We start from the raw sequence: 13273 nt of genomic DNA, 5'->3' as shown, positions 1-13273 counted from the left end.
TCTTCACCAGAGTAAGTGTCACTGGGTCACCGCGAATGTCAGACAAAAAAGCCCTATGATTTCAAAGCCCCACAGGATCTTACCCCCTGTGTTTCCGGCACGATTACAACAGAAGGATACAAGAGAATGGTTCTTGGTAAACCACAAACAGACCCTACATTAGAATGGTTCCTGTCCCATTGTCATATTCACAAATATCCCTCCAAAAGCACCCTGATCCATCAGGGTGAAAAAGCGGAAACTCTCTATTATATAGTGAAAGGCTCCGTTGCCGTTCTGATTAAAGATGAAGAAGGAAAAGAGATGATCCTCTCTTATCTGAATCAGGGCGATTTTATTGGAGAACTGGGATTATTTGAGGAAGGCCAGGAACGTACTGCCTGGGTGCGCGCCAAAGTTGCCTGTGAGGTTGCGGAGATTTCTTACAAGAAATTCCGTCAGCTTATTCAGGTGAATCCCGAAATTCTGATGCGCTTATCATCACAGATGGCACGCCGTTTACAGGTAACGTCGGAAAAAGTCGGTAATCTGGCCTTTCTTGACGTTACCGGACGCATTGCCCAGACCCTGCTTAACCTGGCACGTCAGCCCGATGCAATGACTCATCCTGACGGAATGCAGATCAAAATTACCCGTCAGGAGATCGGCCAAATCGTCGGTTGTTCCCGCGAAACCGTCGGCCGGATCCTGAAAATGCTGGAAGATCAGAACCTGATTTCAGCCCACGGGAAAACCATCGTCGTCTACGGTACCCGTTAACGGATCATACTGTTCTCTGCACGGCAGGTGACTGCCGTGTCTTGTTTATTATTGACCTGCGGTTGTATCTGATGTGGCGCAGAATTGTTTATCACCCTGAAGTTAACTATGCCTTGCGCCAGACACTTATCCTGTGTCTTCCTGTCGCCGCCGGATGGCTGGCCGGCGATCTGCAGAAAGGTCTGCTGTTTTCTCTGGTACCGGCCTGCTGCAATATCGCCGGACTGGATACCCCGCATCGCCATTTTTTTAAGCGAATTGTTATCGGCGGTACTCTGTTTGCGCTCAGTAGTTTCTTACTACAGTGGCTGCTGCTGCGTAATGTCCCGTTACCGTTTATTGTCGGTGCGCTTCCATTATTAATCGGAGTATGCGGTGAAATAAGCCCGTTGCATGGACGTCTGCTACCGGGGTCCCTGATCGCCATGACATTTACGCTGAGCCTGGTCGGACGAATGCCCCTGTGGGGCCCCCCTTTGCTCTATGGCTGCGGTACTTTATGGTACGGACTGTTTAACTGGTACTGGTTCAGGCTGTCTAAGGATCAGCCGCTGCGTGAAACACTCAGCCTGTTATACCGCGCTCTGGCGAAATATTGCGAGGAAAAATATACTCTGCTCAGCAGCAGTGATTATGATAAATCATTACCCGCATTACTGAATTACCAGCAGAAAGTCGTCGATTTAATCACCACCGCCTATCAGCAAATCCATATGCTTTCCGCGGAAAAAAACAGCCGTGAAAAATACCTGATCCGCACCTTTATGATGGCAGAAGACCTGCAGGAGCATATTTCAGTGACTCTCAGCCAGAGTGAGGATGTCAGAGATCTGGTACAGAAAAGTCAGTCGGGAGAAATTATCAAACGCACCGCTAATCTGGTTGCCAGACAACTGCGCAAGACCGCCGATAATATCCTTTATCACCAGATTCCGGCGGACTTTTCGATGCGTGAGTCTCTGTCAGAATTACAGAATATCGTCCGCCAGTACCCTGATAACCCTGTCGGCCAGTTCTATCTGTACCATTTCAGTAAAATTGCAACAGTACTGCAAACAAGGAAACCACTCTACCGCCGTGACCTTATGGCAGACAGCCAGCGACGACTGCCCTTGCTGGCCGCATTACGCAGCTATATTTCGTTAAAGTCTGTCGCCCTGCAGACTGCCGGCCGTTTTTCGGTCATGCTGATGACGGCCAGTACTCTGGCCCTGTCTTTGAATATGCCGAAGCCCTACTGGGTATTAATGACCATTATTCTGGTCAGTCAGAACAGTTATGCTGCAACCCGGGTCCGGATTCAGCACCGTGCCCTCGGCACATTTGCCGGCCTGATGATTGCCGCCTGGTCTCTGAAAATGGCCGCGCCGGAATCGGTGATCCTGCTGACAATGTTATTGCTGACCTTGTTCAGTAATCTCTTTTCCCGTCAGTACTACGGCTGGGCAACCATTGGTTTCACCGTCACTGCAGTATACAGCCTGCAGTTACTGTCCCTTAACGGGGTGAATTTCCTGGTGCCCCGCCTGCTGGATACCCTGCTGGGGTGCCTGATTGCTTTCGCCGGCATGCTATGGCTATGGCCGCAGTGGCAAAGTGCCCTGTTACGAAAAAATGCCCTGGATGTCCTGGAGACCTATCAGCATGCCCTGCAGATCTTACTTGCTCCGCAGCACACCGCCGATGAGTTGGAAAGTATCAGAATCAAGGTAAACCAGCGGCATAATGCCCTTTTCAGTTCAATGAACCAGGCTATGCAGGAACCCGGCTTTAATACTGAATATCTGAACGAAATGCATCTGTGGGTTACCCATAGCCAGTTTATTGTCGAACATATTAATGTGCTGACGACGCTTGCCCATGAACATACTATGCTCAGCCCCGGGCTGGCCCGCAGCTACCTGGAGTCCTGTGAGATTGCATTACAACAATGTCAGCAGCGCCTGAGTTACCAGAGTGAAGATGACCGCAGCAGTGCGGTAATGGATACTCCCGACAAGGTTCCTCTGGGGCCGGTAACCATTATGGAGCGGCAGCTCGATCAGATATTAAGCCACCTGAGAGTTATGCGGACTATTTCGTCGATTGTCTGGCGACAACGTCCCCGTCACGGACAGTGGCTGATAAATAAGAAAAAGAAAGTCTGAAGCAAACCCGCCAGCGTCCGCAAGGAGGCTGGCGGTCAGTAAGTTAGCCAAATACCTTTCCGACGGCTACGGATAAACGGGCCATTCCTTCACGTATGTCCTGCTCGGTGATCACCAGTGAGGGGGTAAAACGGATAACACCGCTACCTGCCGTAAGGATCATCACACCTTCGGCCGCTGCCGCATGTAACAAATCCCGGGCCTTCGGCTGATACTGTGGCTTCAGTTCTGCTCCGATCAACAGCCCCTTGCCGCGAATCTCACTGAACAGCGAAAAATGCCGGTTAATTTTTTCCAGCTCCTCTGTAAACCACTGACGCCGTATTTCTACACCCTGTAAGACCTCAGGGGTGTTAATCGTATCGAGCGCAGTTTCTGCGATAGCGCAAGCCAGAGGGTTACCGCCATAGGTTGTCCCATGGGTACCGGGAGACATCGCTGATGCAATTTCATTTGTTGTCAGCATTGCACTCACAGGGAAACCGCCCCCCAGCGCTTTGGCCGTGGTCAGAATATCGGGGGTCACACCATAATGTTCATAGGCAAATAATTTGCCGCTGCGGCCCATACCACTCTGCACTTCGTCCATCACCAGTAACGCCTGATGCTGATCACATAAATCCCTCAGCCCTTGCATAAACTCAGGTGTTGCCGGGGTAATGCCTCCTTCTCCCTGAATAGGTTCCAGAACAACCGCACAGGTATGATCGTCAATAACGGCTTTTACTGCCCCGAGATCATTAAAAGGAACATGCACTATATCGGCAGGTTTCGGCCCGAAACCGTCCGAATATTTTGGCTGGCCACCCACTGACACAGTAAATAACGTACGGCCATGGAACCCGTGGTGAAAAGCAATAATTTTGGTTTTATAAGGGCTATGGCGTACCGATGCGTAGTAACGGGCCAGTTTAAATGCGGCTTCATTGGCTTCGGCCCCGGAGTTGGCGAAAAATACCCGTTCGGCAAACGTTGCGTCAGTCAGCTTACTGGCGAGGCGCAGTGCCGGCTCATTAGTAAACACATTACTGGTATGCCACAGGGTTTCACCTTGTGTTTTCAGGGTGTCGACCAATGCCGGGTGGCAATGGCCCAGGGCAGTTACCGCAATTCCACCGGAGAAATCGACATACTCTTTACCCTGCTGATCCCAGACCCGACTGCCTTTACCTTTGACTGGCACAAACTGAGCGGGTGCATAAACAGGCAAAATGACCTGATCAAACGTTTCCCGGTTAACTGCTATCGTCTCTTTTGCCATTGAATTGTCCGCCTGATTTATCCGTGCATGAAAATATAAATAATAAGTCAAAAAATATGCATAAAAAATCAACCAAAGGCAAATATTAACCGGCCTGTTCGACAAAATTTTTCAATAACTGAAGTCCCTGCTCACTCATAATGCTTTCAGGATGAAACTGAACGCCTTCAATGGGTAATGTTTTATGCTTTATCCCCATAATTTCATCAAACTGCCGCTCCGATTCACTCCGGGCGGTGACTTCAAAGCACTCAGGCAGTGATTCTGCTTCCGCAACTAACGAATGGTAGCGGGTCACGGTCAGAGGATTATTCAGACGTCTGAATACCCCCTTGTCATTGTGGGTAATCACTGAGGTTTTACCATGCATCGGCTGACGGGCACGTACCACCTTACCCCCGAAAGCGACAGTAATCGCCTGATGCCCAAGGCATACACCCAGAATAGGTATTTTACCGGCGAAATATCTGATGGCCTCAACCGAGACTCCGGACTGATCCGGAGTACAGGGTCCCGGAGAAATCACCAGATGGCTTAAAGGTAATGCAGCAATTTCGGGGAGAGTAATAGCGTCGTTGCGTACTACCCTGACCTCAACACCGGTCACGGAAAAATACTGGTACAGATTCCAAGTAAAGGAATCGTAGTTATCGATAAGAAGTAACATGGCTGGTATGCCCCGCCTGACTGTCAGACGCATCGTCTGGTTATCTGTACTCCGGGCAGAGACTGAACCAGTAGCAGGGTATTTATCCTCCGGACTGCTGGCCAGTGTCCACTGGCCTGTCATTGTTACGGCAATACTTTCGCAGAAAGAATAGTGACCGGTTTTACAGGAACGTTCTGATAAGGGCCGATATTGGAGGTCTGAACCCGGGCAATATTATCGGCAACATCCATCCCTTTAATCACCTTACCAAATACTGCGTAACCAAAATCACGCTGGCCGTGATCCAGAAATGCGTTATCTGCGACGTTAATAAAGAACTGGCTGGTCGCACTGTCAGGATCAGCGGTACGGGCCATGGCAATAGTACCGCGCAGATTACGCAGCCCATTATCAGCTTCATTCTTAATAGGCGCACCGACAGGTTTTTGCGTCATATCGGCAGTAAAGCCTCCGCCCTGAATCATAAAACCCGGAATGACCCGATGAAACACAGTGTTGTTATAAAAACCACTATTAACGTAGCTTACAAAATTTTTGACGCTCACCGGGGCTTTTTGATCATTAAGCGCCAGTTCAATATTACCTGCTGAAGTTGTCAGCAGTACATGAGTATCAGCCAGTACCGATGCTGAAGAAAGAGCCAGCAACGCGACGGCAGCCGCCAGAGTACGTTTCAACATAAAAACTCCCTGATTGAATAAACCACACGGAAAACGAAGCTAATTGTAGAGAGATCACAGCAGGAGAACCAGATATTTACCTGCAGACCATCTGCTGGCCGCAGGAAAAGATCATTACCGGTATAAAAATATGTGAATAAGATCATATTATTGATGAAATAAGAAAATGATGTTTCATTGATTATTTATCAGGATCACGGTTCACTCTATAATCCCATGGGATAATTCTCACCTTTCTTCTTACTAGGGTCTCTAACAATGACAAAGACCAATCTGACTGGCCTGACCTGGATCAGCTTTTTTTCCTATGCCCTGACCGGCGCATTAGTAATTGTGACCGGGATGGTCATGGATAATATTGCCCAGTACTTTAATGTTCCCGTATCAAGCATGAGTAATACTTTTACTTTTCTTAATACAGGGATTCTGGTTGCTATCTTCCTTAATGCCTGGCTGATGGAAATTATTCCGTTAAAACGCCAGTTAATCTTCGGGTTTATATTAATGCTACTGGCGATTGGCGGATTAGTCACCGGCCACAGTATCGCTATGTTCTCGGTATGCATGTTTGTACTGGGGGTGGTCAGCGGAATTACTATGTCTATCGGTACCTTCCTGATTACCCACCTTTACCAGGGTCGTCAGCGTGGTTCACGCCTGTTGTTTACTGACTCTTTCTTCAGTATGGCCGGAACCCTGTTCCCGATTATTGCAGGGGTTCTGCTGGCCAGACAACTGCCATGGTATTGGGTGTACTGCTGTATCGGTCTGATTTATGTGGCTATCTTTATTCTGACCTTAATGGTTGAATTTCCGGTGCTGACGAAAAAAAGCCACCAACAGCAGGCAGAAAGAGAGAAATGGGGCAGTGGTGTTTTCCTGCTGGCACTGGCGGCACTGTGTTATATCCTCGGTCAGCTGGGCTTTATTTCCTGGGTTCCGGAATATGCCACCAAGAATCTGGGGGTACAGATTTCTGATGCGGGACAGCTGGTCGGTAATTTCTGGACTGCCTATATGGTCGGTATGTGGGTATTCAGTGTGGTACTGCGCTTCGTTGATCTGCAAAAAATCCTCGTGGTTATCACTGCCCTGGCCACTGCACTAATGTACTGGTTTACTCATACAGAAACTGTCGCAATGCTGCATATTATCATTATGATTTTAGGTTTCTTTTCCAGTGCAATTTACACCACCATCATTACTCTGGGTTCACAGCAGACCCGCGTGTCATCACCGAAACTGGTTAACTTTATTCTGACCTGCGGGACTATCGGTACCATGCTGACATTTGTCGTGACCAGCCCGATAGTAGAACACAGCGGACCACATGCGGCACTGATGACCGCCAATGGCTTATACGGGGTGGTATTTATCCTGTGTCTGTTGCTGGGTTTTGTCAGCAAACATCGTCTGAACAATATCGCGCCGGTTAAAGAGTAATCCGTGATTATTCAGCAAAAAACGCCGGCTAACCGGCGTTTTTTCTGAGAAATAAAAAAGGACCATCTGCTGATGGTCCCTGCACTGGCTCTGGCTTATTTTCAGCCTTTAGGCCGGGCGACAAAACCTACCGCCTGGTAAACTTTATCCAGTGTCTCACGTGCTCTGCTGCTGGCTTTATCTGCACCTTCTTTCATGATCCGGTTCAGTAACTGTTCATCATTGCGGAAGTGTTCAAAGCGTTGTTGTAACTCTGCCAGCATCCCGGAAACAGCGTCGGCAACGGCACCTTTCAGATGTCCGTACATTTTACCGCTGAATTCCTGTTCCAGCTCGCTGACGGTTTGTCCGGTCACACCCGACAGAATATCCAGCAGGTTAGATACTCCGGCCTTATTTTTAATGTCATAACGGACTACCGGTGGCTCGTCAGAGTCAGTCACTGCACGTTTAATCTTTTTCACAACCGCTTTAGGATCTTCCAGTAATCCAATCACATTATTACGGTTATCATCGGATTTAGACATTTTTTTCGTCGGTTCCAGCAGCGACATCACCCTCGCACCGGACTTAGGAATAAAAGGCTCAGGAACCCGGAAAATATCACCATAAAGAGAGTTAAAACGCTGTGCAATATCGCGACTCAGTTCCAGATGTTGTTTCTGATCTTCCCCGACCGGTACCTGGTTAGTCTGATACAGCAGAATATCTGCCGCCATCAATACCGGATAATCAAACAGACCGGCATTAATATTTTCAGCATAACGTGACGACTTATCTTTAAACTGGGTCATACGGCTCAGCTCACCGAAATAGGTGTAGCAGTTCAGCAGCCATGAAAGCTGTGCATGCTCCGGCACATGTGACTGTACAAAGATGGTCGATTTTTCAGGGTCAATACCACAGGCCAGATACAGGGCCAGAGTATCCAGTGTCGCTTTATGCAGTGCTTGCGGATCCTGACGGACAGTAATCGCATGCTGGTCAACAATACAATAAATACAGTGGTAATCATCCTGCATCTGTACCCATTGACGAAGTGCCCCCATGTAATTACCAATGGTTAGTTCACCTGAAGGCTGCGCGCCACTAAAAACAATGGGTTTACTCATAAATTTTATCCTGATTTATTACAGCCCAAGTGCGGGCAGAAGTTGGTCAAAGCTATCCAGCACACAATCCGGGTGACTGTCTGCAATTGGCTCGCCATAGTTATATCCGTAGCTCAGCCCTGCACATGGTACTCCCGCAGACTTCGCCGCACGGATATCATTACGCGAATCACCAATAAACAGTAACTCACCGGCGGTCAGTCCCAGCTTACCCAGTACCAGATAGACAGCTGCCGGATGCGGTTTTTTGGCTGTGACATCATCACCGCCAATCACCAGCGAGAAGAACTGATCAATACCCAGTGATTTAAGTAAAGGGGCTACAAAGGGTGTAGGTTTGTTGGTCACTATCGCCATTGGCATATTCTGCTGACAAAGTATTTGCAGTGTCTGTTTCACACCGGGAAATAACGCACTGCCTTGCTCTGCCGTCTGTGCATAGAACTTATCAAACAGCTGGCGCGCCTGTGCAGCCTCATAAGGCGCAGGTGCCCGCTGCAGGGCATAAGTCAACGCACGCTGCATCATGATATCTGCCCCGTTACCTATCCAGGTGGAGACCCGGGCGACACCGGCCTCTAGCAGCGTCATCTGCTGTAATGCCATATCGACAGCGGCAGCCAGTCCGGGGGCACTGTCTGTCAGGGTTCCGTCCAGGTCAAAGGCCAGCGCACGAATATTAGTGAAATGAGCCATTAGCTGTCTCCAGTGCTCTGCGCATATCATCAATAATTTTCTTATAATCTGGGTGACCGAAAATCGCCGAGCCGGCAACAAACATATCCGCACCTGCAGCGGCGATCTGCCCGATATTATCAACTTTTACCCCGCCATCAACCTCAAGACGGATATCAAAACCACTGTGGTCGATACGCTGGCGTACCTCACGGAGCTTATTCAATGTCGAAGGCAGAAAGCTCTGACCGCCAAAACCCGGGTTAACCGACATCAGCAGGATCACATCAAGTTTGTCCATCACATAATCAAGGTAACTCAGGGGGGTGGCAGGATTAAATACCAGTCCGGCTTTGCAGCCATGCTCTTTAATCAGTTGCAGAGTACGATCAACGTGTAAAGTGGCTTCCGGGTGAAAGGTGATATAGCTGGCACCGGCATTAGCGAATTGCGGGATCAGACTATCCACAGGAGAAACCATTAAATGAACATCAATCGGCGCAGAAATACCGTAATCCCGCAGGGCTTTCAGCACCATCGGCCCCATCGTCAGGTTAGGGACGTAGTGGTTATCCATCACGTCAAAATGGACAACATCTCCGCCGGCGGCCAGTACTTTTGCCGTATCTTCACCCAGTCGGGCAAAATCTGCCGACAATATTGATGGTGCTATCAAGTAGTCTTTCATCTGATTCTCCCGATAATATTATTCAGCGTAATTCCCTGAACAATGCCGCTGTTTATGGTCAGTTTAACGATAAAGGGCCAGTATTTCGTTGACTTTGGTGCGACCGTTCACATTGCGGCTAATGGATCGTCTTGCTTTAACGATATGCTTTACCGCCGCGTTATACCATTGCTGAGTCAGCTCCGTATCATGATTAGAGATTAGCACAGGTACTGATCTTTCTTTTGCCAGTTCTTCGGCAAGCTCCGCCAGATGGATCTGCTCATGCAGGCTGAAACTGTTGGTATGGTAGGCAGTAAAATTAGCTGTTGCTGACAACGGTGCATACGGGGGATCACAATACACCACACAGCCACTGCTGGCTTCCCGCATCGTAGGGCCATAAGACTGACAGACGAAAGTAGCCTTCTGGGCACGCTCTGCGAACCACAACAGCTCGGCTTCAGGAAAATAGGGTTTCTGATAACGGCCGAAAGGTACATTGAATTCACCACGCAGGTTATAACGACAAAGACCGTTATAACCATGGCGGTTAAGATATAAAAATAACAATGCACGGTGGTAGGCATCACGGCTCAGGTTAAACTCTACCCGATGGGCATAGTAAGCCTCTGATTTATTTTCCTCTGCCATAAATAACCGGCGGGCATCTGCAATAAACGAGGTACTGTTGGTCTTAATAATATTGTAGAGATTAATTAAATCGCTATTAATATCAGCCAGTTGATAATTCTGATAGTCAGTATTCAGAAAGACAGAGCCGGCACCTACAAAAGGTTCAACTAAACAGTCCCCTTCGGGTAAGCATCGACGAATGTCATCCAGCAGGTGGTATTTACCCCCTGCCCACTTCAGGAAAGCGCGGTGTTTTTTCATGCTGTCGTAATAGAGATTTTTTCATTGATGGCTGTGGATAAACCGACAGCAGATCTGCGCTTATAAATGGGGCTGCCGGCAGCAGCCCCGATGATTATCACTTTCCGGCCTCTTTTTTGACCTGACTCACGGGTTTAACCCATGGACTTTTTGCCCGTACAGCGTCAGGAAGCGCACTGATAGCACGTTTTGCTTCTGCCGGGGTTGCATAAGAACCGCTGACCAATACAAACCATGGCTGCCCGTTACGTTGCGTCTGGTAAATATGGTAACTGCCCAGCTGTTGCTGTTTAGCCCATGTATTCAGAGCAGCTTCATGGGTTGCACCACTGAGTTGCAGGGTATATTGACCGGCAGGTAACTGGCGGGCAGGGTCTGCGGCACGGGTTACTGGCGGGACAGGTTCATGCTTCCTCACCGTGGCTGATGCGACGGGGGGGGCCGTTTTTTTCTGTTCAGCTGCCTGACGCTGTTGTACCGCCCGGCGTTGTTCTTCTGTACGACGCCGTTCTGCACTGCGACTATTTTCCCGTTGACGCTCACGTTCAGCGGCGACTGTTTTACGTTCATTCGCCTGGCTGGCGCTGTTTTGCGGAGTCCGGTGAACGACTGACGGCTTATTGGCCGGAGCGTTCAGGTTACCTGTCTGACCAGTCGCCGGTATGGGATTGGCCAGTTTTCCACTGCGGTCAAGCGTGGCAGGAGTCAACGGCAAAGATGTTGTAGCCGCCGCGGACTCTGCCGGTACCTGTGTATTATTCAGCGCACTGTTTATACCGCCAGCCACCGTAATACGCTGCTGATCAGCCGGAGCCGTCCCTGCCGCTGCCTGAGATAGCGTCGACGAGATAGCGGGCATAGCAATAGTGTTACTTCCGGCGGAGGCATTATTGGCAGGTGTCTCAGTATCTGAGGGTGTCTCTGTCGCGGCAGCAGACGCCGGGGCAGACTGCCCGCTCATGGCAGAGGTACCTGAAAGATCAATATCTTTACCAGCACTGCCGGATGAGCTGGCCGGGGCAGCAGGTGCATGTCCGGAGGGTGATTTCAGTGCAGAACCAATACCGAGGATCAACAGTAACAGCACCAGAATCCCGACGGCAATCATAATATGTTGCTTAGATACCGGTAATTTCGGCCCTGCAGAGGGTTTACGGTTTCGCGCAGCAGGACGATCACTGGCGTCAGGCTTTAACTCATCTTCCGGTTGAAACTCATCCATTAAACCACCTCATACTTAACCATTGATCTCTCGCTGCCTTTTCGTGCCGCGGGAACACTGTATGCCGTATTATCAGCCGGGCAGACAATCATTGATTGCCCTGGTAACAATATCATGAGAAATATCGCCTCTCACTTCTGACTGCCCGATATTACGAGGCAGAACCAGACGAAGTTCACCGGCTAATACCTTTTTATCCCGCATCATATGCGGCAGATACTGGCTGGCGGTCATTTCCCGCGGTCCGTGCACCGGCAAACCGGCACGCTCCAGTAACTTAATAATACGTTGAGTATCATCAGGGCTGAAACCATTGATATATTCAGCGGTCCTGGCCGCCATCACTATACCGGCAGACACCGCTTCGCCGTGCAGCCAGTTGCCATAGCCCATATGTGCTTCAATCGCATGACCGAAGGTATGCCCCAGATTAAGCAGGGCCCGGACACCGGACTCACGCTCATCGGCAGCCACAACCCGGGCTTTAAGCTCACAGCAACGACGAATACACTGCGCCAGTGCTTTTTCATCCAGAGCAACTAATGCTTCCATATGGTTTTCCAGCCATACGAAAAAATCATTATCCAGAATGATACCGTATTTAATCACTTCTGCCAGTCCGGACGAAAGTTCACGCGGGGGCAGCGTTTTCAGACAATCAGTATCAATGATGACCGAGGCAGGCTGATAAAACGCGCCGATCATATTTTTACCCAGCGGATGGTTTACCGCTGTTTTTCCCCCGACAGAGGAATCTACCTGTGAGAGTAAGGTGGTGGGTATTTGAATAAAGCGGACACCACGCTGATAGCAGGCCGCAGCAAAACCCGTCATGTCGCCAATTACACCGCCGCCGAGAGCGATCAGGGTGGTATCACGGCCATGAGGTTTTTCAAGTAATGCGGTGAATATTTGTTCAAGGACAGTCAGCGTTTTATACTGTTCACCGTCAGGCAATATAACCTGGTCAACTAAAACGCCTGCAGCTGATAGTTTTTCAGTCACAGCATCCAGATACAGCGGTGCCAATGTATCATTGGTCACCACCATTACAGGATTTCCGGCACCCAGCGGCCAGTATGAGGCAGGATCATCAAACAAACCTGCAGCTATTCTTATCGGATAACTACGTTCTTCAAGTGAGACCGTGATCTGCTCCATAATGATCGATACCCTGCAACTTAGTCTGCTTAAGATAAATTAATTACTTTCCAGCATATGAATAATCTGGTTCGCGACCACTTTAGCACTTTGCTCATCAGTTCGAATGGTCACATCTGCAATTTCTTCATACAGCGGATTTCGCTCACCCGCCAGTTCTTCCAGCACTTCCCGCGGAGGAGAATCAACCTGAAGTAAAGGACGTCGTTTGTCACGCTGTGTACGTGCCAGTTGCTTTTCTATTGTCGTTTCCAGATACACAACCACACCACGGGCGGAAAGACGATTGCGGGTTTCACGTGATTTTACTGAGCCCCCCCCCGTCGCAAGAACAATGCCTTGTTTTTCAGTCAGCTCGTTGATGATTTTTTCTTCACGATCACGAAAACCATCTTCGCCTTCTACATCAAATACCCAGCCAACATCAGCTCCGGTACGTCGCTCAATTTCCTGATCGGAATCATAAAATTCCATATTGAGTTGCTGAGCTAACTGACGACCAATAGTGCTTTTGCCGGCACCCATAGGCCCAACCAGAAAGATATTTCGTTTCTCTGCCATTTTATCGGTATTACTAAG

Annotated in this window: 13 protein-coding genes; 3 read left to right on the top strand and 10 right to left on the bottom strand. The window is 49.2% G+C overall.

Annotation, left to right across the window (positions count from 1 at the left end; genetic code table 11):
• Positions 1-126: 126 nt before the first annotated feature.
• Together crp and JK211_RS04115 are read left to right on the top strand one after the other, a co-directional pair.
• Entirely contained in the window at positions 127-759 is a 633-nt protein-coding gene (gene crp, locus JK211_RS04120; protein WP_212707404.1) for a cAMP-activated global transcriptional regulator CRP, read from the top strand.
• 71 nt (positions 760-830) lie between these two features.
• Entirely contained in the window at positions 831-2906 is a 2076-nt protein-coding gene (locus JK211_RS04115) for a YccS/YhfK family putative transporter (protein ID WP_212707403.1), read from the top strand.
• A 43-nt stretch (positions 2907-2949) separates the two neighbouring features.
• On the opposite strand, the gene JK211_RS04110 is transcribed toward JK211_RS04115, so the two are convergent.
• The 3 genes from JK211_RS04110 to ppiA all read right to left on the bottom strand — a co-directional run bounded on the left by JK211_RS04110 (position 2950) and on the right by ppiA (position 5517).
• Positions 2950-4167, bottom strand: coding sequence for an aspartate aminotransferase family protein (locus tag JK211_RS04110; RefSeq protein WP_212707402.1), 1218 nt, complete (start codon positions 4165-4167; stop codon positions 2950-2952).
• Positions 4168-4252: 85 nt separating this feature from the next.
• Positions 4253-4834 carry an aminodeoxychorismate/anthranilate synthase component II gene (locus JK211_RS04105; RefSeq protein ID WP_212707401.1) on the bottom strand — a complete coding sequence of 194 codons (582 nt, stop codon included), beginning with the start codon at positions 4832-4834 and terminating at the stop codon, positions 4253-4255.
• 125 nt (positions 4835-4959) lie between these two features.
• Entirely contained in the window at positions 4960-5517 is a 558-nt protein-coding gene (ppiA, locus tag JK211_RS04100) for a peptidylprolyl isomerase A (RefSeq protein ID WP_212707400.1), read from the bottom strand.
• A 258-nt stretch (positions 5518-5775) separates the two neighbouring features.
• On the opposite strand from ppiA, the gene tsgA reads away from it, so the two are divergent.
• The gene (gene tsgA, locus JK211_RS04095; RefSeq protein WP_212707399.1) at positions 5776-6960 is read left to right on the top strand and encodes an MFS transporter TsgA; all 1185 of its coding nucleotides are present in this window, start codon (positions 5776-5778) and stop codon (positions 6958-6960) included.
• 101 nt (positions 6961-7061) lie between these two features.
• On the opposite strand, the gene trpS is transcribed toward tsgA, so the two are convergent.
• From trpS to aroK, 7 genes are all read right to left on the bottom strand, one after another.
• Positions 7062-8072, bottom strand: coding sequence for a tryptophan--tRNA ligase (trpS, locus tag JK211_RS04090; RefSeq protein WP_212707398.1), 1011 nt, complete (start codon positions 8070-8072; stop codon positions 7062-7064).
• A gap of 18 nt (positions 8073-8090) precedes the next feature.
• Positions 8091-8768: a phosphoglycolate phosphatase gene (locus JK211_RS04085; protein ID WP_212707397.1), complete on the bottom strand. Its 678-nt coding sequence runs from the start codon at positions 8766-8768 to the stop codon at positions 8091-8093.
• On the bottom strand, positions 8752-9435 hold the full coding sequence (rpe, locus tag JK211_RS04080) for a ribulose-phosphate 3-epimerase (RefSeq protein WP_212707396.1): 684 nt from the start codon (positions 9433-9435) through the stop codon (positions 8752-8754). The genes JK211_RS04085 and rpe overlap by 17 nt, the downstream gene beginning before the upstream one ends.
• Before the next feature lie 63 nt (positions 9436-9498).
• Positions 9499-10311 carry an adenine-specific DNA-methyltransferase gene (gene dam, locus JK211_RS04075; protein WP_212707395.1) on the bottom strand — a complete coding sequence of 271 codons (813 nt, stop codon included), beginning with the start codon at positions 10309-10311 and terminating at the stop codon, positions 9499-9501.
• Between the two features lie 97 nt (positions 10312-10408).
• Entirely contained in the window at positions 10409-11533 is a 1125-nt protein-coding gene (locus tag JK211_RS04070) for an SPOR domain-containing protein (RefSeq protein ID WP_212707394.1), read from the bottom strand.
• A 72-nt stretch (positions 11534-11605) separates the two neighbouring features.
• The gene (gene aroB, locus JK211_RS04065) at positions 11606-12694 is read right to left on the bottom strand and encodes a 3-dehydroquinate synthase (RefSeq protein WP_212707393.1); all 1089 of its coding nucleotides are present in this window, start codon (positions 12692-12694) and stop codon (positions 11606-11608) included.
• 39 nt (positions 12695-12733) lie between these two features.
• Entirely contained in the window at positions 12734-13255 is a 522-nt protein-coding gene (aroK, locus tag JK211_RS04060) for a shikimate kinase AroK (RefSeq protein WP_212707392.1), read from the bottom strand.
• Positions 13256-13273: the final 18 nt, after the last annotated feature.

The sequence above is a fragment of the Tatumella sp. JGM130 genome, assembly GCF_018257525.1.
GTDB lineage: Bacteria > Pseudomonadota > Gammaproteobacteria > Enterobacterales > Enterobacteriaceae > Tatumella > Tatumella punctata.
This window is presented reverse-complemented; position numbering and strand designations above follow the sequence as displayed.

Bases quoted from the DNA above. Each gene is read 5' to 3' on its own strand.
- tsgA (WP_212707399.1), top strand. From the start codon at position 5,776: ATGACAAAGACCAATCTGACTGGCCTGACCTGGATCAGCTTTTTTTCC.
- crp (WP_212707404.1), top strand. From the start codon at position 127: ATGGTTCTTGGTAAACCACAAACAGACCCTACATTAGAATGGTTCCTG.
- JK211_RS04105 (WP_212707401.1), bottom strand. From the start codon at position 4,834: ATGTTACTTCTTATCGATAACTACGATTCCTTTACTTGGAATCTGTAC.
- ppiA (WP_212707400.1), bottom strand. From the start codon at position 5,517: ATGTTGAAACGTACTCTGGCGGCTGCCGTCGCGTTGCTGGCTCTTTCT.
- rpe (WP_212707396.1), bottom strand. From the start codon at position 9,435: ATGAAAGACTACTTGATAGCACCATCAATATTGTCGGCAGATTTTGCC.
- aroK (WP_212707392.1), bottom strand. From the start codon at position 13,255: ATGGCAGAGAAACGAAATATCTTTCTGGTTGGGCCTATGGGTGCCGGC.
- trpS (WP_212707398.1), bottom strand. From the start codon at position 8,072: ATGAGTAAACCCATTGTTTTTAGTGGCGCGCAGCCTTCAGGTGAACTA.
- JK211_RS04070 (WP_212707394.1), bottom strand. From the start codon at position 11,533: ATGGATGAGTTTCAACCGGAAGATGAGTTAAAGCCTGACGCCAGTGAT.
- dam (WP_212707395.1), bottom strand. From the start codon at position 10,311: ATGAAAAAACACCGCGCTTTCCTGAAGTGGGCAGGGGGTAAATACCAC.
- JK211_RS04110 (WP_212707402.1), bottom strand. From the start codon at position 4,167: ATGGCAAAAGAGACGATAGCAGTTAACCGGGAAACGTTTGATCAGGTC.
- aroB (WP_212707393.1), bottom strand. From the start codon at position 12,694: ATGGAGCAGATCACGGTCTCACTTGAAGAACGTAGTTATCCGATAAGA.
- JK211_RS04115 (WP_212707403.1), top strand. From the start codon at position 831: ATGTGGCGCAGAATTGTTTATCACCCTGAAGTTAACTATGCCTTGCGC.
- JK211_RS04085 (WP_212707397.1), bottom strand. From the start codon at position 8,768: ATGGCTCATTTCACTAATATTCGTGCGCTGGCCTTTGACCTGGACGGA.